The sequence below is a fragment of the Pseudomonas sp. 9.1(2019) genome (assembly GCF_009910445.1).
Classification (GTDB): domain Bacteria; phylum Pseudomonadota; class Gammaproteobacteria; order Pseudomonadales; family Pseudomonadaceae; genus Aquipseudomonas; species Aquipseudomonas paraversuta.
Genome location: NZ_VBWF01000004.1, coordinates 223,933 through 246,442, shown reverse-complemented (window position 1 = coordinate 246,442; position 22,510 = coordinate 223,933). Strand labels below are relative to the sequence as shown.

General features: G+C 59.0%; 17 protein-coding genes and 1 tRNA gene. 14 read left to right on the top strand and 4 right to left on the bottom strand.

Translation table 11 applies throughout. The annotated features are described in order from the left end of the window. Positions 1 to 10: 10 nt before the first annotated feature. The 13 genes from dnaG (at position 11) to FEZ21_RS05620 (ending at position 15,456) form a co-directional block, all read left to right on the top strand. Positions 11 to 1,975, top strand: coding sequence for a DNA primase (gene dnaG / locus FEZ21_RS05680; protein WP_160626648.1), 1,965 nt, complete (start codon positions 11 to 13; stop codon positions 1,973 to 1,975). 67 nt (positions 1,976 to 2,042) lie between these two features. Then, on the top strand, positions 2,043 to 3,890 hold the full coding sequence (gene rpoD, locus FEZ21_RS05675) for an RNA polymerase sigma factor RpoD (RefSeq protein ID WP_003444517.1): 1,848 nt from the start codon (positions 2,043 to 2,045) through the stop codon (positions 3,888 to 3,890). A gap of 342 nt (positions 3,891 to 4,232) precedes the next feature. Continuing rightward, positions 4,233 to 4,309 (top strand) — tRNA-Ile (locus FEZ21_RS05670). Positions 4,310 to 4,510: 201 nt separating this feature from the next. Next, positions 4,511 to 4,963 (top strand): Lrp/AsnC family transcriptional regulator, encoded by a 453-nt coding sequence (locus FEZ21_RS05665; RefSeq protein ID WP_010656665.1) that lies wholly within the window; start codon positions 4,511 to 4,513, stop codon positions 4,961 to 4,963. Between the two features lie 168 nt (positions 4,964 to 5,131). Further along, positions 5,132 to 6,814 carry an NAD(P)/FAD-dependent oxidoreductase gene (locus FEZ21_RS05660; protein WP_010656666.1) on the top strand — a complete coding sequence of 561 codons (1,683 nt, stop codon included), beginning with the start codon at positions 5,132 to 5,134 and terminating at the stop codon, positions 6,812 to 6,814. A 97-nt stretch (positions 6,815 to 6,911) separates the two neighbouring features. Then, positions 6,912 to 7,706 (top strand): carbon-nitrogen hydrolase family protein, encoded by a 795-nt coding sequence (locus FEZ21_RS05655; protein ID WP_160626646.1) that lies wholly within the window; start codon positions 6,912 to 6,914, stop codon positions 7,704 to 7,706. A gap of 48 nt (positions 7,707 to 7,754) precedes the next feature. After that, positions 7,755 to 10,202: a pyrroloquinoline quinone biosynthesis protein PqqF gene (gene pqqF, locus FEZ21_RS05650; RefSeq protein ID WP_160626644.1), complete on the top strand. Its 2,448-nt coding sequence runs from the start codon at positions 7,755 to 7,757 to the stop codon at positions 10,200 to 10,202. Between the two features lie 151 nt (positions 10,203 to 10,353). Continuing rightward, complete coding sequence (pqqA, locus tag FEZ21_RS05645; RefSeq protein WP_003444522.1) at positions 10,354 to 10,428, top strand: pyrroloquinoline quinone precursor peptide PqqA; 75 nt, start codon at positions 10,354 to 10,356, stop codon at positions 10,426 to 10,428. 97 nt (positions 10,429 to 10,525) lie between these two features. Next, entirely contained in the window at positions 10,526 to 11,437 is a 912-nt protein-coding gene (gene pqqB, locus FEZ21_RS05640; protein WP_160626642.1) for a pyrroloquinoline quinone biosynthesis protein PqqB, read from the top strand. 64 nt (positions 11,438 to 11,501) lie between these two features. Next, a complete protein-coding gene (gene pqqC, locus FEZ21_RS05635; protein ID WP_004419443.1) occupies positions 11,502 to 12,254 on the top strand; it encodes a pyrroloquinoline-quinone synthase PqqC in 753 nt (250 codons plus the stop codon). Further along, positions 12,251 to 12,526 carry a pyrroloquinoline quinone biosynthesis peptide chaperone PqqD gene (pqqD, locus tag FEZ21_RS05630; RefSeq protein ID WP_004419445.1) on the top strand — a complete coding sequence of 92 codons (276 nt, stop codon included), beginning with the start codon at positions 12,251 to 12,253 and terminating at the stop codon, positions 12,524 to 12,526. Before pqqC ends, pqqD begins: the two co-directional genes overlap by 4 nt. Continuing rightward, positions 12,519 to 13,664: a pyrroloquinoline quinone biosynthesis protein PqqE gene (gene pqqE, locus FEZ21_RS05625; RefSeq protein ID WP_004419448.1), complete on the top strand. Its 1,146-nt coding sequence runs from the start codon at positions 12,519 to 12,521 to the stop codon at positions 13,662 to 13,664. The genes pqqD and pqqE overlap by 8 nt, the downstream gene beginning before the upstream one ends. Continuing rightward, on the top strand, positions 13,630 to 15,456 hold the full coding sequence (locus FEZ21_RS05620; protein WP_160626640.1) for a S9 family peptidase: 1,827 nt from the start codon (positions 13,630 to 13,632) through the stop codon (positions 15,454 to 15,456). The genes pqqE and FEZ21_RS05620 overlap by 35 nt, the downstream gene beginning before the upstream one ends. Before the next feature lie 83 nt (positions 15,457 to 15,539). On the opposite strand, the gene FEZ21_RS05615 is transcribed toward FEZ21_RS05620, so the two are convergent. Both FEZ21_RS05615 and FEZ21_RS05610 read right to left on the bottom strand, forming a co-directional pair. Next, positions 15,540 to 15,698, bottom strand: a complete 159-nt coding sequence (locus FEZ21_RS05615; RefSeq protein WP_004419451.1) for a YqaE/Pmp3 family membrane protein — start codon at positions 15,696 to 15,698, stop codon at positions 15,540 to 15,542. Between the two features lie 175 nt (positions 15,699 to 15,873). Then, entirely contained in the window at positions 15,874 to 17,148 is a 1,275-nt protein-coding gene (locus FEZ21_RS05610; protein ID WP_010656669.1) for an aspartate aminotransferase family protein, read from the bottom strand. Positions 17,149 to 17,377: 229 nt separating this feature from the next. On the opposite strand from FEZ21_RS05610, the gene FEZ21_RS05605 reads away from it, so the two are divergent. Continuing rightward, entirely contained in the window at positions 17,378 to 18,280 is a 903-nt protein-coding gene (locus tag FEZ21_RS05605) for a LysR family transcriptional regulator (RefSeq protein WP_004419455.1), read from the top strand. A 342-nt stretch (positions 18,281 to 18,622) separates the two neighbouring features. Here the strand turns inward: FEZ21_RS05605 and FEZ21_RS05600 are convergent, their stop codons facing one another. Both FEZ21_RS05600 and FEZ21_RS05595 read right to left on the bottom strand, forming a co-directional pair. Further along, on the bottom strand, positions 18,623 to 20,401 hold the full coding sequence (locus FEZ21_RS05600) for an acyl-CoA dehydrogenase C-terminal domain-containing protein (RefSeq protein ID WP_010656670.1): 1,779 nt from the start codon (positions 20,399 to 20,401) through the stop codon (positions 18,623 to 18,625). A 269-nt stretch (positions 20,402 to 20,670) separates the two neighbouring features. Then, positions 20,671 to 22,476: a phenylacyl-CoA dehydrogenase gene (locus FEZ21_RS05595; RefSeq protein WP_160626638.1), complete on the bottom strand. Its 1,806-nt coding sequence runs from the start codon at positions 22,474 to 22,476 to the stop codon at positions 20,671 to 20,673. Positions 22,477 to 22,510: the final 34 nt, after the last annotated feature.

Here is a 22,510-nt window from a genome sequence, read left to right as displayed (position 1 = left end):
CGAGAACGCCATGGCCGGGTTAATCCCCCAGAGCTTCATTGACGACCTTCTTAACCGTACCGATATCGTCGATGTCGTCAGCTCACGCGTGCAAATGAAGAAAGCCGGCAAGAACTACACCGCCTGCTGCCCCTTCCACAAAGAAAAAACACCATCCTTCAGCGTCAGCCCCGACAAACAGTTCTATTACTGCTTCGGATGCGGCGCAGGAGGCAATGCCCTAGGCTTTATCATGGACCACGACAACCTGGACTTCCCCCAGGCTGTAGAGGAACTGGCCAAAGCCGCGGGCATGGAAATCCCCCGGGAAGAAAGCGGCCGCCCACACAAGCCAAGGCAGCCCACCGACTCTCCGCTCTACCCGCTTCTGACAGCCGCAGCCGACTTTTATCGCCAGGCCCTAAAAGGCCATCCGGCACGCAAAGCGGCCGTGGACTACCTGAAGGGACGCGGCCTGACCGGCGAAATAGCCCGCGACTTCGGACTGGGCTTCGCCCCGCCCGGCTGGGACAACCTGTACAAGCACCTGAGCAGCGACACGCTGCAACAAAAGGCCATGATCGACGCCGGCCTGCTGGTCGAAAATGCCGAAACCGGCAAACGTTATGACCGCTTTCGCGATCGAGTCATGTTTCCGATCCGCGACAGTCGTGGCCGCATCATTGCTTTCGGCGGCCGGGTACTGGGCGACGACAAACCAAAATACCTGAACTCCCCCGAAACCCCGGTCTTCCATAAAGGCCAGGAACTGTACGGGCTGTTCGAAGCGCGCAAATTCAACCGCAGCCTCGACGAAATCATCGTCGTCGAAGGCTACATGGATGTTATCGCTCTCGCCCAGCAAGGCCTGCGCAATGCCGTGGCCACACTCGGCACGGCAACCAGCGAAGAACACATGAAGCGCCTGTTCCGCGTGGTGCCCAGCGTCCTGTTCTGCTTTGACGGTGACCAGGCCGGCCGCAACGCTGCCTGGCGCGCACTGGAGGCGACCCTGCCTTGCCTGCAGGACGGCCGTCGCGCGCGCTTCCTGTTCCTGCCCGAAGGCGAAGATCCGGACACGCTGGTGCGTTCCGAAGGCACTGACGCCTTCAAGGCGCGTATCAACCAGCATGCACAGCCGCTGGCCGATTATTTCTTCCAGCAACTGACAGAAGAGTCCGACCCGCGCTCGCTTGAAGGCAAGGCCCACATGGCAACCCTGGCAGCACCGCTGATCGATAAAGTCCCGGGGACCAACCTGCGGACCCTGATGCGCCAACGCCTGAGCGAGATAACCGGCCTCACCAGTGAAACCGTCAGCCAGCTGGCGCAGAACGCACCCGCAAAGGCGCAGGCGCAACCTGCTTATGACCCGGGCATTGATTACGACGGCATGCCTGACTACAGCGACTTCCAGCAACCGGACACCTACCTCCCCCAACAGGAGTGGGCGCCGAAAAAACCTGGCGCTGGCGGCAAGAAGTGGGAAAACAAGCCCTGGGACAAAAAATCCAAGCGCGGCGGCGACAATGACCAGCCCCGCGGGCCACGCATCCCGGCAGCGGTCGAGCCGCCAACCCTGGCCGCCCTGCGCACACTGCTGCATCACCCGCAACTGGCTGCGAAAGTTGAAGATGCCGGGCACTTTGCCGCAGAAGACCAGACTAATAATCAACTGCTGATCGCTCTGGTCGAGGCCGTACAGAAAAATCCTAAGCTAAGCTCTATTCAGTTGTTATCCCGTTGGCACGGGACTGAACAGGGTCGTTTATTGCAAAGATTGCTGGAAAAGGAATGGTTAATTGATGCCGACAACCTTGAACAACAGTTTTTCGACACTATAACTAGCCTGTCAGCTCGCCAACGCGAGCGAAATCTAGAGCAACTTCTTCGAAAAGCACGTCAAGGCGAGCTCAGTACCGAGGAGAAAAATCAGTTACGCGACCTTCTAAGTCGCAATAATCCCGCATCAAACCCGACCTCAACTGGCGCGTGAGGTCATAGCTAAGGTATAATCCTCGGCTTGTTTTTTGCCCGCCAAGACCTTCAGTGGATAGGGTGTTATGTCCGGAAAAGCGCAACAGCAGTCTCGTATCAAAGAGTTGATCACCCTCGGCCGTGAGCAGAAGTATCTGACTTACGCAGAGGTCAACGACCACCTGCCCGAAGATATTTCAGATCCGGAGCAAGTGGAAGACATCATCCGCATGATTAATGACATGGGGATCCCCGTACACGAGAGTGCTCCGGATGCGGACGCCCTTATGTTGGCCGATGCTGACACCGACGAAGCAGCTGCTGAAGAAGCAGCTGCCGCGTTGGCGGCAGTAGAGACCGACATTGGTCGTACTACCGACCCTGTACGCATGTATATGCGTGAAATGGGCACGGTAGAACTGCTGACACGTGAAGGCGAAATCGAAATCGCCAAGCGTATCGAAGAAGGCATCCGCGAAGTGATGGGCGCAATTGCGCACTTCCCTGGCACGGTTGACCATATTCTCTCCGAGTACACTCGCGTCACCACCGAAGGTGGCCGCCTGTCCGACGTTCTGAGCGGTTATATCGACCCGGACGACGGTATTGCGCCGCCCGCAGCCGAAGTACCGCCTCCTGTCGACCCAAAGGTGAAAGCCGAAGGTGACGACGAAGAGGACGAAAAGGAAGAGTCCACCGAAGAAGAGGAAGAGGTCGAAAGCGGCCCTGACCCGATCATCGCGGCTCAGCGTTTCGGCGCCGTTTCCGATCAGATGGAAATCGCTCGCAAGGCACTGAAAAAGCACGGTCGCGGCAGCAAGCAGGCAATTGCCGAGCTGGTTGCACTGGCCGAGCTGTTCATGCCGATCAAACTGGTCCCGAAGCAATTCGAAGGCCTGGTTGAGCGTGTTCGTAGCGCCCTGGAGCGTCTGCGTGCACAAGAGCGCGCCATCATGCAGCTGTGTGTACGTGATGCACGCATGCCGCGCACCGACTTCCTGCGCCTGTTCCCGGGTAACGAAGTCGACGAAAGCTGGAGCGACGCGCTGGCCAAAGGCAAAAGCAAATACGCTGAAGCCATTGGTCGCCTGCAACCGGACATCATCCGTTGCCAGCAGAAGCTGTCTGCACTGGAAGCTGAAACCGGCTTGAAGATTGCCGAGATCAAGGACATCAACCGTCGCATGTCGATCGGTGAGGCCAAGGCCCGCCGCGCGAAGAAAGAGATGGTTGAAGCCAACTTGCGTCTGGTGATCTCCATCGCCAAGAAGTACACCAACCGTGGCTTGCAGTTCCTCGACTTGATCCAGGAAGGCAACATCGGCTTGATGAAAGCGGTAGACAAGTTTGAATACCGCCGCGGCTACAAATTCTCGACTTATGCCACCTGGTGGATCCGTCAGGCGATCACTCGCTCGATCGCCGACCAGGCCCGCACCATCCGTATTCCGGTGCACATGATCGAGACGATCAACAAGCTCAACCGCATTTCCCGCCAGATGTTGCAGGAAATGGGTCGTGAACCGACCCCGGAAGAGCTGGGCGAACGCATGGAAATGCCTGAGGATAAAATCCGCAAGGTATTGAAGATCGCTAAAGAGCCGATCTCCATGGAAACCCCGATCGGTGATGACGAAGACTCCCATCTGGGCGACTTCATCGAAGACTCGACCATGCAGTCGCCAATCGATGTAGCCACCGTTGAGAGCCTTAAAGAAGCGACACGCGACGTACTCTCCGGCCTCACCGCACGTGAAGCCAAAGTACTGCGCATGCGCTTCGGCATCGACATGAATACCGACCACACCCTTGAGGAGGTTGGTAAGCAGTTCGACGTTACCCGTGAACGGATTCGTCAGATCGAAGCCAAGGCGTTGCGCAAGCTGCGCCACCCGACGAGAAGCGAGCATCTGCGCTCCTTCCTCGACGAGTGATACCAAAACCCCCGGCCCTGCCGGGGGTTTTGCTTTATAGCAACCTGCCCTCCCCGTTCTTTCGCCTGCCAGGCGCATGTCACGTCCGCAGACCACTCCACGACTGCAACCTCTTGCCCCCTGCCTGCGAAGAAACCCCCGACAAAACCATCATTAGCGACGAGTGCCGAGACCTGGGTTCACAGGATTTTCTTGCTGCACAAAGCTGCGAACAGACACAGACCCACATCGCCAGCACGGCGCAAACCGCAAAAAATCGCAGAGACCATTGTTCACGCCTCTATTTCAGACTTTTCGGATAGCACTCACGAGAAACCATCGTTATAATCCGCGACCTACTGAGGGCCTATAGCTCAGTTGGTTAGAGCAGGGGACTCATAATCCCTTGGTCGTAGGTTCGAGTCCTACTGGGCCCACCATACTCAAAGCCGCGCACTGCGCGGCTTTCGTGTTTCTGGCTCCAGCGCAGCAGCGCTGGCTCGCCTGCGGCCAACACTTCTTCCGCCATCTGAAAGTCCCGGGCGCTTAAAACAACAGGCTGATCTATGGCGCCTGCAACCACGAGCCGTCAGGCCATGTACCATGACCACCCGCGTCACCAATGCCACAGGAGCCCTCCCTTGTCTGATGCCCACCCGCCCGCGCTGGATGAAACCGACCGCCAATTGATCGGGGCCCTGCAACTCAATGCCCGCGAAAGCGTGGCAATGCTGGCTCGCCAGCTGGGGATCGCGCGCACCACGGTGACCTCGCGCCTGGCACGACTGGAGAAAACCGGAGTGATTACCGGCTATGGCGTTCGCCTGGGCCAGCGACTGATTGATGGCGGACTGCAGGCCTATGTAGGCATCACCGTGCAGCCGCGCGCGGGCAAAGAGGTGGTCAGACGCCTGAGCGCCATGGCCCAGGTCCAGCAACTGTGTGCAGTCAGTGGCGAGTTCGATTATGTGGCCTGGCTTCGCAGCGACTCTCCCGAGCAGCTGGATCAATTGCTGGATCAGATTGGCAATGTCGAAGGTGTTGAAAAAACCACCACCTCGATCATTCTCAGCAGCAAAGTCGACCGCGGGTAACTTTTCAACCGTCATACACAGCAATATGCAGTCCATATTCGTCACATTGACCAATAAACAGTCATAACGACGACACATTGCGCCTTATTAACGTGTTCTGCGCTCCCTATCATGGTGCCTGTCTTTTCCTATACTCAGCGTTAAACGCGGGTCGCCAGCAGGTCAGCCATGAACAAGAATAATCGCCACCCCATCGACGGAAAAAAACCCATCACCATCTTCGGCCCGGACTTTCCGTTTGCCTTTGATGACTGGATTGAACACCCGGCTGGCCTGGGCAGTATCCCGGCCGACAAGCTGGGGACCGAAGTCGCGATCGTCGGCGCCGGCATGGCCGGAATGGTAGCGGCATACGAACTGATGAAGCTGGGCCTCAAACCCGTAGTGTATGAAGCCTCAAAGATGGGTGGACGCCTGCGCTCGCAGGCCTTTGAAGGCAGTGAAGGGGTGATCGCCGAGCTGGGCGGTATGCGTTTCCCGGTGTCCTCGACCGCGTTTTACCACTACGTCGACAAGCTGGGACTGGAAACCAAACCGTTCCCCAACCCATTGACGCCCGCGTCGGGCAGCACCGTTATCGACCTCGAAGGCCAGACTTTCTACGCACAGAAAATGGCGGACTTGCCTGCACTGTTCCAGGAAGTCGCCGACGCCTGGGCCGATGCGCTTGAGTCAGGTTCGCGCTTTGGTGATATTCAGCAAGCCATCCGCGACCGTGACGTACCTCGCCTCAAAGAGCTGTGGAACACTCTGGTTCCGCTGTGGGACGACCGCACGTTCTACGACTTTGTCGCCACGTCAAAAGCCTTCGCCAAACTGTCGTTCCAGCACCGTGAGGTATTTGGCCAGGTCGGCTTTGGCACTGGCGGATGGGACTCCGACTTCCCGAATTCGATGCTCGAGATCTTTCGTGTCGTGATGACCAACTGTGACGACCATCAACACCTGGTGGTTGGCGGAGTTGAGCAAGTCCCGCTGGGCATCTGGCGTCATGCACCCGAGCGCTGCGCCCACTGGCCCGAGGGCACCAGCCTCAGCTCATTGCATAACGGTGCCCCGCGCACCGGAGTCAAAGCCATCTCCCGCGCATCTGACGGACAGTTCTGCGTCACCGACAACCTCGGTGTAGTGCGCTCCCATGCAGCCATTTTGATCACCTGCCAAAGCTGGCTGCTGACCACCCAGATCGAATGCGAAGAATCGCTGTTCTCGCAAAAAGTGTGGATGGCCCTGGACCGCACACGCTACATGCAGTCCTCGAAAACTTTTGTCATGGTTGACCGCCCGTTCTGGAAAGACAAAGACCCGGAGACCGGCCGCGACCTGATGAGCATGACCCTCACCGATCGCCTGACCCGTGGCACCTACCTGTTTGATAACGGCGACAACAAGCCGGGGGTCATCTGCCTGTCGTATTCGTGGATGAGCGATGCACTTAAAATGCTGCCACACCCCGTAGAAAAGCGCGTGAAACTGGCGCTCGACTCGCTGAAGAAAATCTACCCCAAGGTGGATATCGCCAGCCGCATCATTGGTGACCCGATCACCGTGTCCTGGGAAGCCGATCCGCACTTCCTTGGCGCCTTCAAAGGGGCGCTGCCAGGGCACTATCGCTACAACCAGCGCATGTATGCACACTTCATGCAGCAGGATTTACCCGACGAGCAGCGCGGAATCTTCATTGCCGGCGATGATGTGTCCTGGACCCCCGCCTGGGTGGAAGGCGCGGTGCAGACCTCATTGAATGCGGTATGGGGCATCATGACCCACTTCGGCGGCAGCACCCATGCCGAGAACCCGGGGCCAGGCGATGTATTCCATGAAATCGGCCCGATCGCCCTTCCGGACTGAACACCGCCGTGATACTCCCATGACCCTTGAGTCTGGCTGACCCAAGGGTTATGGAAGTCACCGCCACAAACAGTCAGCACTTACACCGGAGAACCCCATGCGCGTCGCCCTTTATCAATGCCCGCCCCTGCCGCTGGATATCGCGGGCAACCTGCAGCGCTTAGGCAATATTGCGCGGCAATCCAAAGATGTCGACTTGCTGGTGCTGCCCGAAATGTTCCTCACGGGCTACAACATCGGCGCCAGGGCCGTGGCCGAACTCGCACAGACCCACGACGGCGACGCTGCGCAGCAAATTGCCGAGCTGGCCAAAACCACCAACAAGGCGATCGTGTACGGCTACCCCGAGCGCGGTGCCGACGGGCACATCTATAACAGCGTGCAGTTGATCGATGCCCATGGCAAAAGCCTGTGCAACTACCGCAAGACCCATCTTTTCGGTGAACTGGATCACTCCATGTTCAGCCAGGGTCCCGATGCGTTCCCGGTTGTCGAGCTCAATGGCTGGAAGCTCGGCCTGCTGATTTGCTATGACCTGGAGTTCCCGGAAAATGCCCGGCGTCTGGCCCTGGCCGGTGCAGAACTGATTGTGGTGCCCACTGCCAACATGGTGCCCTACGACTTTATCGCCGATGTCACCGTGCGCTGCCGCGCCTTCGAAAACCAGTGCTTCGTGGCTTACGCCAACTATTGCGGGCATGAAGGAAATATCCATTACTGTGGTCAAAGCAGTATCGCCGCCCCCAACGGCCGGCAGGTTGCCCTGGCAAAACAGGACGAAACCTTGATTGCTGCGACCCTCGAACACCCGCAACTGCTGGCTGCCAAAACCGCCAATTCCTACCTCGCCGATCGCCGCCCAGAACTTTACAACGAGCTGACCAAGCGCTAATTGCCCGTAATCCGCTAGCATGAGCGCTTCTCTGTTCCGGAAGTGCCCATGCCTGCGCTGAACCACCCTCACACCCAACGCTCGACCCTGAACAACGGTCTGAGTCTTTCTGTACGCCATGAGCCGCGCCTCAAGCGTTGCGCGGCCGTATTGCGCGTTGCCGCAGGCAGTCACGATGTGCCCGCCGCCTGGCCCGGCCTCGCGCATTTTCTGGAGCACTTGCTGTTCCTCGGCACGGAGCGCTTCCCGGCACAAGACAACCTCATGGCCTACGTGCAACGCCATGGCGGCCAAGTGAATGCCAGAACCAGCGAGCGTCACACCGACTTCTTCTTTGAGCTGTCAGCCGATACCTTTGCCGGCGGTGTTGAGCGCTTGTGCGACATGCTCGCGCATCCGCGCATGAATCTGGATGAGCAACTGCGCGAACGCGAAGTACTGCATGCCGAATTTATCGCCTGGGCTCGTGAGCCCTCGGCACAGCACCAGCTAAAACTGCTGCAACCCCTTAATCCGGCACATCCGCTCAGGGCTTTCCATGCCGGTAACCGTTACAGCCTGCCAATACCTCGCCAGAGTTTTCAGCAGGCGCTGCAGGACTTTTACCAAGCGTTCTATCAAACCGGGCAAATGAGCCTCAGCCTGACGGGGCCGTTATCCGTAGACCAACTGACCGCACTGGCTGAACATAGCTGCGCCGATCTACGACGTGCAGAAACCGTTGTACAGAGTGCGCCCCCCAAATTGATGACTGATGCCGGGCCGGGCTATCAACACATCGACGGCCAGCACCTGAACCTGATGTTCGCCTTCGAGCAGCTGCCGCCCGCCTCCAGACAGGCCCTGGACTTTCTGTGCCACTGGATCAATGCCGATAAACCCGACGGCCTGGTGGCCCGGCTATGCCAGGAGCAACTGATCACTAACCTGAAAGCTGCGGTGCTGTATCAGTTCAAGGGGCAGGCCCTGTTGCAAATCGAGTTCAGCGCAGCTGCCGAGATCACTCAGACCGCAACACAGATAAGCGAGATGTTCTACGACTGGCTGGCGTTCTTCAGCACTCAACAAGACTGGCCCGCTCTGCGGGAGGAGTTTCGTTTACTGCAGCAGCGTCAGATGGAAGTTTGTGGCGCAATGGAACTGGCCCGCCTGGACTGCGAGCAAGCTGAGGGGCCGTTGTCGGATCAAGCCGTGGCGGTCCTTAAAGCCATACTGGGGCAGATGCAGCCCGTGCCGGTCTCGACCTGCCGGTACACCTGGCAATTGCCGGCGGCCAATCCATTTTTGCGCGCACCAAAAGAGCCGGTCAGTGCCGGCCTGATTCGCGGGCAAACCAGTGCTCACCGTGGCTTGCGCACCTTTGCCCAGGACCGTTTGCGCAGCCGTCGCGATATGTCCGCAATGAACTTCAGTTCGGCGGTGCCTGCCCATAACGGCGAAGCAGCGATTTACCTGCGCTGGCGCTTGCACGCAACACCTGCAGAAGGCGTGCTGTCAGGCCTGGAAAACAGCCTGCGCCCACTGCAGCAAGATGCCCGCGCGGCCGGTGTCGAACTGTCGTTCAGCCCTTGCGGCAATGACTGGCTGCTGAAACTGCAGGGCTTTCAGATGCCCATGCCCGCCATTCTCGAACACGCTCTGCGCGCACTGGCTACGCCCTCGACCGGGCCATTGACTAACGCCCCCCCTGCCAGGCCATTGATACCCATTCGCCAATTGCTCAAGCGCCTGCCAGAGGTCTGCCAGCCTGGTAGCGACTATGTGGCCGGCGATCTGCAGCAGTGCTGGGCCACGGCGCAGTGGGACGGGCTGGCTGTCGGTTTGCCCGCCGCCACCCAGTCGCTGATCACAGCGGCACTGGCCAGAGTTCCCGGCACCCCGGATGCACAGATCAGGCAGGAGCCCGAATCTGCAAACCGGCACTTCTGGCGCACCGAACCCTGCGATTCCAGCGAACAGGCCCTGCTACTATTTTGTCCTTCGCCAGTGGGCAACCTTGGCGCTGAAGCGGCCTGGCGCCTGCTGGCCCATATCGCCCAAACCCCGTTCTATCAGCGGCTAAGGGGCGAGCTGCAATTGGGCTACGCGGTGTTCAGTGGTTTGCGCCAAATCAATGGCCAGACCGGCCTGCTGTTCGGCGTGCAATCACCCCACGCCTCAACGGCTGAAATCTTCGGGCACATCCGGACCTTTCTCGCCGATTTGCCGCAATTGGTCAGCTCGCTGGATGAAACTTCTTTCACCCAGGCTCGTGATGCCTTGGCACGGCAATTCTCGACCGAGGCCCTGGGCGCGCTCCAGGCCGCTAAGCTGTTGTGGCAAGCCAAACTGGCAGGCCACCCGTCGGATTACCTCGAGGCCCTCTACGCCGCGCTTCTGGCGCTGGAACCAGGCACTACACTGAAAGCGGCACAGCACATTGCCCAGGCTGATATCGGCTACTTGTGCCTCGCAACACACACTGCAACTGAAACGTTTTATCAGGGGAGAAGCTGATCGTTACCATCTGTGTAACGAGCTTTTTCCGACATTGGTCGTTCAAGAACGGTCTGATTTAGTAACATGATCGCCTAAGCACAGGAACGACTCCCTCGGGAGCCGGACTAACGTTAGAGACCCCACCCACTACCGCTGAAGGAGTTACCTCATGGCTTGGACAAAACCTGCTTACACTGATCTGCGTATTGGCTTCGAAGTCACCATGTATTTCGCTAGCCGTTGATCTGCGCTGCTTCTGTGCACAACAGAGCTGAGCAGAGCAACCCAACGCCTCGGTTCGCCGGGGCGTTTTTATTTTCAGAATTGCAAGAGAGCATGCCATGTTTGTCCAGATTCTAGGTTCCGCCGCTGGCGGCGGCTTCCCGCAGTGGAACTGTAACTGCGTCAACTGTGCGGGTTTTCGCGATGGCACGCTGAACGCCAAGGCCCGAACCCAGTCCTCGATTGCAATCTCCGATGACGGCGTGAACTGGGTTCTGTGCAACACGTCACCCGACATTCGTGCGCAACTGCAAAGTTTTGCCCCCATGCAGCCAGGCCGCGCCCTGCGTGACACGGGGATCAGCGCCATTGTTCTGATGGACAGCCAGATTGACCACACCACAGGCCTGCTGAGCCTGCGCGAAGGCTGTCCCCATGACGTGTGGTGCACCGACATGGTTCATGAAGACCTGAGCACCGGCTTCCCGTTATTCAACATGCTCAAGCACTGGAACGGCGGTCTCAACTGGCACCGCATCGAGCTTGAAGGCACGTTCACCATCCCGGCCTGCCCGAACCTGCGCTTTAGTCCACTGCCCTTGCGCAGTGCTGCGCCGCCCTATTCTGCGCATCGCTTCGACCCGCACCCCGGCGACAACATCGGCCTGATCGTCGAAGACCTGCGCACCGGCGGCAAACTGTTCTACGCCCCGGGGCTGGGCAAGGTCGACGGGCCATTGCTGGACATCATGGCCGGCAGCGACTGCCTGCTGGTGGACGGCACGCTGTGGGACGACGACGAAATGCAGCGCCGTGGCGTCGGCACCCGTACAGGTCGTGAAATGGGCCATCTGGCACAAAACGGCCCCGGTGGCATGCTCGAAGTGCTTGAGCAATTGCCCGGGCAGCGCAAAGTCCTGATCCACATTAACAACACCAACCCGATCCTCGACGAAGACTCTGCCGAACGTGCCGAACTGGCCCGCCGGGGGGTTGAAGTGGCCTTTGACGGCATGAGTATCGAGCTCTAACCCGCAAAACCCTGTAGTCGCAGCCAGCGGCAGCGACTGCAAAAACATATTTTCTGGAGGCACCATGACCCACGCCCCTCTCAGCACCACCGAATTCGAAGCCGCCCTGCGGGCCAAGGGCGCCTATTACCACATCTATCACCCTTATCAGGTGGCGATGTACGAAGGCCGCGCGACCCGCGAGCAGATTCAGGGCTGGGTCGCCAACCGCTTCTACTATCAGGTGAATATCCCGCTCAAGGACGCCGCGATTCTAGCCAACTGCCCCGACCGGGAAGTACGCCGCGAGTGGATTCAGCGCATGCTCGACCACGACGGCGCCCCCGGCGAAGACGGCGGTATCGAAGCCTGGCTGCGGCTGGGCCAGGCAGTAGGGCTGGACCCGGAGCAACTGCGTTCCCAGGAACTGGTCCTGCCCGGCGTTCGCTTTGCCGTGGATGCCTATGTCAATTTCGCCCGCCGCGCCAGCTGGGAAGAAGCCGCCAGCAGCTCCCTGACCGAGATGTTCGCGCCGCAGATCCACCAGTCACGGCTCGACAGCTGGCCGCAGCACTACCCGTGGATCGATCCTGCCGGCTACGAGTACTTCCGCACCCGCCTGGGCCAGGCCCGGCGCGATGTGGAACATGGGCTGGCGATTACCTTGCAGCACTACACCACTTACCAGGGTCAGCAACGCATGCTGGAGATTCTGCAGTTCAAACTGGACATTCTCTGGAGCATGCTCGATGCCATGACCATGGCCTACGAGCTGGACCGCCCGCCCTATCACAGCGTGACCGACCAACGGGTCTGGCACAAAGGAATCACCCTATGAGCTTCGATCGCAGCAAAATCCCGACCTGGCGCCAGGGCTATCGCTTTCAATACGAGCCCGCGCAAAAAGGCCATGTGCTGCTGTACCCCGAAGGCATGATCAAACTCAACGACAGCGCGGCATTGATCGGTGGCCTGATAGATGGCCAGCGTGACGTAGCCGCCATTATTGGTGAACTGGACCAACAGTTCCCCGGCGTACCCGAGCTCGGCGCAGACATCGAGCAATTTATGGAGGTCGCTCGTGCAGAGCACTGGATCGAACTTGCCTGACAGCCGTATCCCGCCCAAACCGGAAATCGGCCTGCCGCTCTGGCTGCTGGCCGAATTGACCTACCGCTGCCCGCTGCAATGCCCCTATTGCTCCAACCCGCTGGACTTCGCCCAGCAGGGCAAAGAGCTAAGCACCGAGCAATGGTTCAAGGTGTTCCGTGAAGCCCGGGAAATGGGCGCCGCCCAGCTCGGTTTTTCAGGGGGCGAACCGCTGGTGCGTCAGGACCTCGCCGAGCTGATCGCCGAAGCCCGCAAGCTGGGCTTCTACACCAACCTGATCACTTCCGGCATCGGCCTCACCGAGCAGAAAATCAGCGACTTCAAAAAGGCCGGCCTGGACCATATCCAGATCAGTTTCCAGGCCAGTGACGAACAGGTGAACAACCTGCTGGCCGGTTCGAAAAAAGCCTTCGCGCAAAAACTTGAAATGGCCCGCGCCGTGAAGGCCCACGGCTACCCGATGGTGCTGAACTTCGTCACCCATCGGCACAATATCGACAAGATAGATCGCATTATCGAGCTGTGCATCGCCCTTGAGGCCGACTTCGTCGAGCTTGCCACCTGCCAGTTCTACGGCTGGGCCCAGCTCAACCGGGTCGGACTGCTGCCGACCAAAGAACAGCTGGTGCGGGCGGAGCGCATCACCAATGAATACCGGGCCAAACTGGCCGCCGAAGGCCATCCCTGCAAACTGATTTTCGTCACCCCGGACTATTACGAAGAGCGACCCAAGGCCTGTATGAATGGCTGGGGCAGCATCTTTTTGACCGTGACACCTGACGGCACCGCCTTGCCGTGTCATGGTGCACGGCAGATGCCGGTCGAGTTCCCCAACGTACGCGACCACAGCATGCAACACATCTGGTATGACTCCTTCGGCTTCAATCGTTTTCGAGGCTATGACTGGATGCCCGAGCCTTGCCGCTCGTGCGACGAGAAGGAAAAGGACTTTGGCGGTTGTCGTTGCCAGGCCTTCATGCTCACGGGCGATGCCAGCAATGCGGACCCGGTTTGCAGCAAATCGCCACAACACGACTTGATTCTCAAGGCGCGCGAAGAAGCCGAGCACGCCACCCAGACCATCGAACAACTGGCGTTCCGAAATGATCGAAACTCACGTCTCATCGCAAAAGGCTGAACCTTTCAGTGCCGCACTCGCCGTAGCCGCCGGGGTCGATTTCGCAGAGCTGCGGGTCGGCCCAAAAGGGCTGTTCTGGAATGAGTACCGCCCCACCGACGCGGCCTGTCGCATCTGGCACTGGCGCGACGGCCAGGCACATTGCCTGACACCCGACGGTTTCAGTGTTCGCAGCCGGGTCTACGAGTACGGCGGCGGCGCGTTCTGCCTGAGCGATAACGGGGTGGTGTTCGTCAACGAATCCGACCAGCAACTGTATCTGCAAACCCTGGATGACAAGGCCCCCCAGGCCCTGACCCGGGGCATTTGCCGCTATGGCGATGTGCAATACGCTGACGGGCACATACTGGCCGTCGAGGAAAATGTCGAAACCCATCGACTGGTGAGCATCAGCCTCAAGACCCTTGAGCGCCGGGTACTGGCTGAAGGCGCCGATTTCTACGCGGCGCCCACCCTGAGCCCAGACGGTCAACGCCTGGCCTGGATCGAATGGAGCCGGCCGCATCAGCCGTGGACGTCGACCCGCCTGATGCTGGCGGAAGGCAACATCGATGGGCACTGGAATACCCCACGCTGCATCGCCGGAGATCTGCGCGAAGAGTCACTGCAACAGCCGCGCTTCGACGAATACAGTCGCCTGTATTGCCTTACCGATCGCGCCGGCTTCTGGCAGCCCTGGGCACAATTTGCCGAAGGCCTGATACCTGCGCCAAGTGCCGCTGCCGATCACGCCCCGGCACCCTGGCAACTGGGCGCAAGTACCTGGCTGCCCCTGGGCGAGAAGGCCTATCTGGCCAGCTGGACCGAGGCCGGTTTCGGACGCCTGGGCATCCATACGCCTGACGGCCATCTTGAAGATTACACCGCAGACTACAGCCGCTTTCGCTCCCTGGCGCTGGATGATGAGTTCATCTATTGCATTGCCGCATCACCGGTCAGCCCCTCGGCCGTCATTGCCATCCGCCGCCACGACAAACAGATCAACGTTTTGGCCGGTGGCATTGCGCCGCTCCCCCCCGGGCAAATCAGCCGGCCACATACCCTACGCTACCCGTCCGGGGGCGGCGAAGCCCATGGCTTTTTCTACCCGGCAATGCACGGCGAAACCAAACCGCCATTGCTGGTGTTTGTTCACGGAGGCCCGACATCGGCCTGCTACCCGATGCTTGACCCGCGTATCCAGTACTGGACCCAACGCGGCTTTGCCGTCGCCGACCTGAACTATCGCGGCAGCAGTGGCTATGGCCGGGAATATCGCCAGGCCCTGCATCTGCAATGGGGTGAAGTGGATGTTGAAGACGCCTGCGCCGTGGTCAGCTACCTCGCGGCACAGGACTTGATCGATGGCGAACGCGCGTTTATTCGTGGCGGCAGCGCGGGTGGCTACACCACCTTGTGCGCGCTGGCATTCCACAATGTCTTCCGCGCGGGCGCCAGTCTGTACGGGGTCAGCGATCCGGTCGCCCTGGCACGCAGCACCCACAAGTTTGAGGGCGATTACCTCGACTGGCTGATCGGCGACCCGCAACGGGATGCCGAACGCTACGCGGCCCGCACCCCGTTACTGCACGCCAGCCAGATCCGCGTGCCGGTGATTTTCTTCCAGGGCGAGCTGGACGCCGTGGTGGTCCCGCAGCAGACCCGGGACATGCTCGAGGCGCTGCAAGACAACGGCATCCCGGCCCGGGCGCATTACTATCCCGATGAACACCACGGGTTTCGCAAGGCCAAAAACCAGGAACACGCACTGGAACAGGAATGGTTGTTTTATAACGAGTTGCTGGCCAGATAACCCTTGGACTGCACACCACCTGCAGGAACGAGCTTGCTCGCTCCTGCAACGTCAGCGGCGCATCAGGAAGTTCCGGCCACAGGTTAGCGCTTGGCGATGATCCACACCGCGTGCACGATCCCCGGGATGTATCCGCACAAGGTCAGCAGAATATTCAGCCAGAATGCGCCGGCAAATCCCACTTGCATGAACACGCCAAGTGGAGGGAGCAAGATCGCAAAAATGATTTTAATAAGGTCCATGAGTTCAGCTCCCAATTAATAGCGGGCCCAATCGGGCCCTACAGTTAATCGACTGCGCACGTGATTAAAAGGTTCAGTCGGCACTCATCCGGGACAAAAAAACGCCCCGTGCCAAACAAAACTGGCACAGGGCGCGCGGTACACCGCGAGACGGTTCATTAAATTCTGTATGGCTCTAGGTTCTGCGGCACTGCAATTGTGCTGTCCGTACCCGGGCAAACGCCCGGGCCAGACGCAGCAGCATCTCATCGATGTTGCCTTTACTGACACACAGCGCAGGGGTGAAGCGCAGACAATCGGGCTGCGGAGCGCTGATCAGCAAACCTTCGTATAACGCCGCCTTTACCACTGCCTGCGCCGAATCATCCGACAGGGTCAGCCCCCAGAACATGCCCTGACCACGCAGTTCGCCCTGGGCATAACGGCTTGCCAGACGGGCCAGCCCCTCGCGCAAGTAGTGACCAGTGTCCCGCACCTGTTGCAAGAAACCTTTTTCCAGCAGCGTCTCAAGCACCGCACCACCGGCAGCGGTCATCAATGCATTGCCATGATGGGTGCCACCCAGCTCTCCCGGTTCCAGGCAACAGGCCTTGCCCCGCGCCAGTAACGCGGCCAATGGCACGCCGCCGCCCAGGCCTTTGCCCAGGGTTACGATGTCGGCACGTACGCCGTAGTTCTGTTCTGCCAGCAAGGTGCCACAGCGGCCCATACCGGTCTGGACTTCATCCAGAATCAGCAAGATGCCCAACTCGCGACACAGGCGTTCGACGCCCTTGAGGTAATGCCCGGTCGCCGGAATCACACCGGCATCGCTCTGTACCGGCTCCAGCATGATGGCCACGGTCTGCGCATCGACGGCGGCGTGCAGCGCCGGCAGGTCGTTGAACGGTACGTTGATAAAGCCCGGCAATTGCGGTTCAAAGCGATTATCAAAGGTGCCGCAGCCTGAGGCGGACATCGCGCCAAAGCTGCGACCGTGGCAACTTTGGGTGGCGGTAATAACTCGGTGGGCACCGCCACGATGCAACTGGCCCCACTTGCGCGCCAGTTTGATCGCGCCCTCGTTGGCCTCGGCTCCGGTATTGAGAAAATGCACCTGGTCACTGCCGGTGCTTGCGCACAAGCGCTCGGCCAGGCCCAACATGCCCGGATTGTAAAAAGCCGACCCGGGATTGATCAGTGCCTGCGCCTGATCTGCCATCGCCTTGATCAATACGGCCGGGCTATGCCCCAGGCTATTGACTGCACCGCCCTGGTAAAAGTCCAGATAAGCACGGCTTTCACTGTCCCACAGCCACGACCCCTGGCCCCGCACAAAGACTTGAGCCGCGCGCTCCACGCTGGGCATCAGGCAGGCCCGGGACTGGCGGCTGTCATGAACTGACGGAACGGACTCAGCCTCCAGCAGGTGATGGCTGGATCGGGGGCGACGCAGGTTGAACAGGTTCATGCAGGCAGACCTTGTGCTCATAAGCAGATCCGATTTGCAACCGTGAGTCTTGTGCATGGGTGACAACGCCACCGGCAAAACCTATTGCCTTTCCTATGCAAAAAACCTCGTGCAAATCAGTAATCTTCTGGCTCTCAGGCTCTACGGCCCTTGTGGAATGGGGGTAGACTAGGCGTCGTCGGGCCTTTGAGCCATTTCGTTTTTTAAGCATTTTCGATAAGCATTACTTATGGATTTCAAGCAACTGCGTTATTTCGTCGCGGTCTACGAAGAAGGCCATGTGGGCCGTGCTGCCGAGCGTTTGTCCATCTCGCAACCGGCGCTCTCGCAACAGATACGCCACCTGGAGCACAACCTCGACGTCAGCCTCTTTGAGCGCAGCAGTAAACGCCTGCTACCGACGCTCGCTGCGCATACCTTGTACAACCACGCCTTGCCACTACTCGATGGTCTGCAACGGGCCAAAGAGGCTCTAAGCAACTTCCAGGGCCAGGCCCTGCGCACCATTGCCATCGGCGTGCTGCAAACCGTGCATACCAGCCTGGTGCCGCAAATGCTCGAACGCGTGCGTCAGGCCCAGCCGCATCTGGTGGTGCAAATCTACGAACTGACCGGCATCGAGATTGAACGGCGCCTGCTCAATGGTTCCCTCGACATCGGGATCAGCTATCTGCCGCCACGTCAGCCGGGGCTGAACGGCATGTTGCTGTACGAAGACGAGTTGCAACTGGTGATTCCGGCCGACCATCCGTTACGCGAATTCAAGAAGGTGTCACTGACCCAGGCTGCCGAACTGCCGATGTTGCTGCTGGGGGAGGAGTTTCAGGTGCGGCAAATCTGGAAGAGCCAGCTCGCGAGCCTGGGCCGTCGGCCACAGGTTCAGGCTGAGCTGAACACCATGGCCGGAATTCTCGAAAGCCTGCCCCATACCAGGCTGGCGACCGTACTGCCGGGGCGCTCGCGCCAGGAACATGAAAATCAAGTACTGCTCTGGAAGCCCCTCAGTGAACCGCGGGTGCCGCTGAAGGTGGGGTTGGTGTGTCGCGATGTACAGCGCCAGCAAGCGACGCTCGAATTACTGCGCACATTGCTGGAAGACGTGAGGCATCCCAAGGATGCAGCGCTGTTGTAGTGCAAACCGGCTTGCAGCGGTGCAGCAAGGGCGGCCATCTGAACAAAAACGATGATGCCATCGCCGCCAGGCCGGCTCCCGCAGGACATCTATTGTCGGCCGGGGCCCAGCAAAATTCAGACGCACAAAAAAGAAAACCCCGCCTAGGCGGGGTTTTGCAGACTGTTTCCCTGACATCCTTTTCACTCCGCCTTCCTGGCAGAATCCTACGTGTCCCTGTTGTTGCTTTGAGCTTCCTGCTCTACGTCCCTGATAAGTAGATTACCCATGGATCCAATCTGGCGATATGGGCGAATGGCAGTACGCCATGTAAGCAAATGCTTACATGGCTCTGAAATGATTTCAGAAGTGCGCTTCATCCAGCAGGTAAAGCGACTCGCTACCAGCCTTGACCGAGGCGCTCAGCGAGTGAATACGTGGCAGCAAACGCGCGAAGTAGAAGCGTGCAGTGCCCAGTTTGCTGACATAAAAGGCTTCTTCGGACTCTTTGCCCAAAGCAGCCTTGGCCATCAATGCCCACATGTAGGCATAGGTCGTGTAACCAAAAACCTGCAGGTACTCGACCGATGCCGCGCCGATTTCATCGGGATTATTTTGCGAGCGGTCCAGAACCCAGGCTGTCAGTTGGTCAAGGGTGTCCAGAGCGGCCGCCAGGGGCTGGGTAAACTCGCTCAAGTCGCTGGATTGCGCTGCGATGAACTGGCGGATTTCATCGGCAAACATCCGGTAGTAAGCCCCGCGGTTGCCAACCACCTTGCGGCCCATCAGATCCAGCGCCTGAATGCCGTTAGTGCCTTCGTAGATCTGGGTGATACGCACATCGCGCACCAGTTGCTCCTGACCCCACTCACGAATATAGCCATGGCCGCCAAACACTTGCTGGCCATGCACGGTGGTTTCCAGCCCCAGATCGGTCAAAAAGGCCTTGGCCACAGGGGTCAGTAACGCCACCAGGGCATCGGCCCGTTCACGCGCCGCCGGGTCTTCGCTGAACTTGGCAATATCCAGCTGATTGGCGACATAGGTGGAAAATGCACGTCCGCCTTCGTTGCAGGCTTTCATGGTCAGGAGCATGCGGCGTACGTCAGCATGAACGATGATCGGGTCAGCCACTTTGTCCTTGGCCTGAGCGCCGGTTGCAGCACGCCCTTGCAGGCGGTCGCGGGCGTATTCCACCGCGTTCTGATACGAGCGTTCGCCCGAGGCCAGGCCCTGAATACCGACGCCCAGACGCTCGTAGTTCATCATGGTGAACATCGCGGCCAATCCACGGTTGGGCTCGCCCACCAGATAACCCACGGCTTCGTCGAAGTTCATGACGCAAGTGGCTGAAGCCTGAATTCCCATTTTGTGTTCGATGGAACCACAGGTAACCGGGTTGCGCTCACCCAGGCTGCCATCGGCATGCACCATGAACTTGGGCACCAGAAACAGCGAAATGCCTTTGGGCCCCGCCGGAGCATCCGGCAGTTTGGCCAGGACCAGATGGATAATGTTTTCGGTGAGGTCGTGCTCGCCACCGGTGATGAAAATCTTGGTGCCACTGACTTTGTAGGAACCATCAGCCTGAGGCTCGGCCCTGGTGCGAATAATCCCCAGATCGGTACCGGCATGTGGCTCGGTGAGGCACATGGAGCCCGCCCACACCCCCGAATACATATTGGGCAGGTAAGTGGCTTTCAACTCTTCACTGGCGTGAGCGTTGATCGATACACAGGCCCCGGCCGTCAGCATGGGATACAGGCCGAAAGCCAGGCTGGAGGAGTTGATCATTTCTTCAACCTGGGCCGATACCGACTTGGGCATGCCCATTCCGCCGAACTCGGGGGCGCCGCCCACGCCGACCCAACCGCCTTCAGCGTAGGTCCTGTAGGCATCGACGAAACCGGCTGGCGTCGTGACTACGGTGTCTTTCCAGTGGCAGCCTTCTTCGTCGCCGCTGCGGCTCAACGGCGCGATGCTTTTGGCAGTTACTTTGCCCGCCTCCTCAAGAATGGCTTCAACAGTTTCAACATCGACGGTTTCTGCTAATGCAGGCAATTGCGCCCAAAGAGAGGCGACCTCGAAAACCTCATTGAGGACGAAGCGCATATCGCGCAGGGGCGCTTTGTAATCAGCCATGGCAAACCTCGTAATCTGTAAACGTTGGAGCCCGTAGGGCAATTGAAACCGGCACTCAGTCTAGCTTAACGACGATAGTGATACATAGGGTCAAGCTGTGACCAGACATAATATTTAAGTCATGCCCTGCAGGAGCGAGCTTGCTCGCGAGGCGTTTTTATAAAAAGCTCGCGAGCAAGCTCGCTCCTACAAGGGGGGATGTGGATGGCGCACAATAAAAAAGCCGCGTCCCCTGGGGAGAAGCGGCTTTTTCAGATGACTCGCCGGGCTTAGTAGCCCAGGTCGAAGTCTTCTTCTTTCATGTCCATCAGGTTGCCTGCGCCCGAAAGCATGGTGGCAACGTGGCTACGGGTACGCGGCAAGATGCGCTGGAAGTAGAAACGTGCCGTTTGCAACTTGGCTTTATAGAACGCTTCTTCGGACGTGCCCGCTGCCAGCTTTTCAGCCGCCAGACGCGCCATGTCAGCCCAGAAATACGCCAGGCAGGCATAACCGGAATACATCAGGTAGTCGACCGAGGCCGCACCCACTTCTTCGCGGTCTTTCATGGCTGCCATACCGACCTTCATGGTCAGCTCGCCCCATTCCTTGTTCAGTGCAGCCAAAGGTGTCACGAACTCCTGAACGGCTTCGTTACCTTCATTGGACTGGCAGAACTTGTGCACGATCTTGGTGAAGCCTTTGAGCGCTTCGCCTTGAGTCATCAGCACTTTACGGCCCAGCAGATCGAGTGCCTGGATACCGGTGGTGCCTTCGTACAGCATCGAAATGCGGCTGTCGCGAACGTTCTGCTCCATGCCCCACTCAGCGATAAAGCCGTGGCCGCCATAGATTTGTACGCCATGGTTGGCGGATTCAAAGCCGACTTCAGTCATGAACGCTTTAGCGATTGGAGTCATGAACGCCAACAACGCATCGGCTTTCTTTTTCTCGTCTTCATCAACGCCGTATTTCACGATGTCGACTTGCTTGGCGGTGAAGTAAACCATCGCACGGTTGCCTTCGGCGAATGCCTTCATGGTCAACAGCATGCGACGTACATCCGGATGAACGATGATCGGGTCAGCAGCCTTTTCAGGTGCCTTGGGCCCGGTCAACGAACGCATTTGCAGGCGGTCGCGAGCGTACTTCAGGCCGCCCTGGAAACCGATCTCGGCGTGGGACAGACCCTGCAGGGCAGTGCCCAGACGGGCCGTGTTCATAAAGGTGAACATGCAGTTCAGCCCTTTGTTCGGCGGGCCGATCAGGAAACCTGTTGCACCGTCGAAGTTCATCACACAGGTGGCGTTACCGTGGATCCCCATTTTGTGCTCAAGGGAGCCACAGGACACCGCGTTGCGCTCACCGAGGCTGCCATCGGCGTTAGCGTTGAACTTGGGCACGATAAACAGCGAAATACCTTTGGTACCCGCCGGTGCATCCGGCAGGCGCGCCAGAACGATATGGACGATGTTGTCGGCCATGTCGTGTTCGCCGGCCGAGATGAAAATCTTGGTCCCGGAGATTTTGTAGGAACCATCAGCCTGAGGTTCAGCCTTGGTCCGCAGCAGACCCAGGTCGGTACCGCAATGGGACTCGGTCAGGCACATGGTGCCGGTCCACTCGCCGGTAACCAGCTTGCTCAGGTAGGTATTCTGCTGCTCGGGAGTACCGTGCTCAGAGATGGTGTTCATCGCACCATGGGACAGGCCCGGGTACATGCCCCACGACCAGTTGGCCGCACCCACCATTTCGCTGACTGCCAGACCCAGAGACTCCGGCAGGCCCTGGCCGCCGTGTTCTACGTCGTGAGCCAGGCTAGGCCAGCCGCCTTCAACGAATTGTTTGTAGGCTTCTTTAAAGCCGGTAGGCGTTTTAACCCCGGATTCACTCCAGGTGCAGCCTTCGATGTCACCCACGCGGTTCAGCGGTGCCAGCACTTGCTCACAAAACTTGGCGCCTTCTTCAAGAATGGCGTCAACCATATCTGGAGTAGCGTCCTGGCAAGCCGGCAGGCTCTGATAATGCGCTTCGTAACCGAGCAGTTCGTCACGAACGAAGCGAATATCACGCAAGGGGGCCTTGTAGTCAGGCATAGCGATAAACCTCTGCTGATGAATCCGGGGATGA

Bases quoted from the DNA above. Each gene is read 5' to 3' on its own strand.
- dnaG (WP_160626648.1), top strand. From the start codon at position 11: ATGGCCGGGTTAATCCCCCAGAGCTTCATTGACGACCTTCTTAACCGT.
- rpoD (WP_003444517.1), top strand. From the start codon at position 2,043: ATGTCCGGAAAAGCGCAACAGCAGTCTCGTATCAAAGAGTTGATCACC.
- FEZ21_RS05660 (WP_010656666.1), top strand. From the start codon at position 5,132: ATGAACAAGAATAATCGCCACCCCATCGACGGAAAAAAACCCATCACC.
- FEZ21_RS05655 (WP_160626646.1), top strand. From the start codon at position 6,912: ATGCGCGTCGCCCTTTATCAATGCCCGCCCCTGCCGCTGGATATCGCG.
- pqqF (WP_160626644.1), top strand. From the start codon at position 7,755: ATGCCTGCGCTGAACCACCCTCACACCCAACGCTCGACCCTGAACAAC.
- pqqB (WP_160626642.1), top strand. From the start codon at position 10,526: ATGTTTGTCCAGATTCTAGGTTCCGCCGCTGGCGGCGGCTTCCCGCAG.
- pqqC (WP_004419443.1), top strand. From the start codon at position 11,502: ATGACCCACGCCCCTCTCAGCACCACCGAATTCGAAGCCGCCCTGCGG.
- pqqD (WP_004419445.1), top strand. From the start codon at position 12,251: ATGAGCTTCGATCGCAGCAAAATCCCGACCTGGCGCCAGGGCTATCGC.
- FEZ21_RS05620 (WP_160626640.1), top strand. From the start codon at position 13,630: ATGATCGAAACTCACGTCTCATCGCAAAAGGCTGAACCTTTCAGTGCC.
- FEZ21_RS05615 (WP_004419451.1), bottom strand. From the start codon at position 15,698: ATGGACCTTATTAAAATCATTTTTGCGATCTTGCTCCCTCCACTTGGC.
- FEZ21_RS05610 (WP_010656669.1), bottom strand. From the start codon at position 17,148: ATGAACCTGTTCAACCTGCGTCGCCCCCGATCCAGCCATCACCTGCTG.
- FEZ21_RS05605 (WP_004419455.1), top strand. From the start codon at position 17,378: ATGGATTTCAAGCAACTGCGTTATTTCGTCGCGGTCTACGAAGAAGGC.
- FEZ21_RS05600 (WP_010656670.1), bottom strand. From the start codon at position 20,401: ATGGCTGATTACAAAGCGCCCCTGCGCGATATGCGCTTCGTCCTCAAT.
- FEZ21_RS05595 (WP_160626638.1), bottom strand. From the start codon at position 22,476: ATGCCTGACTACAAGGCCCCCTTGCGTGATATTCGCTTCGTTCGTGAC.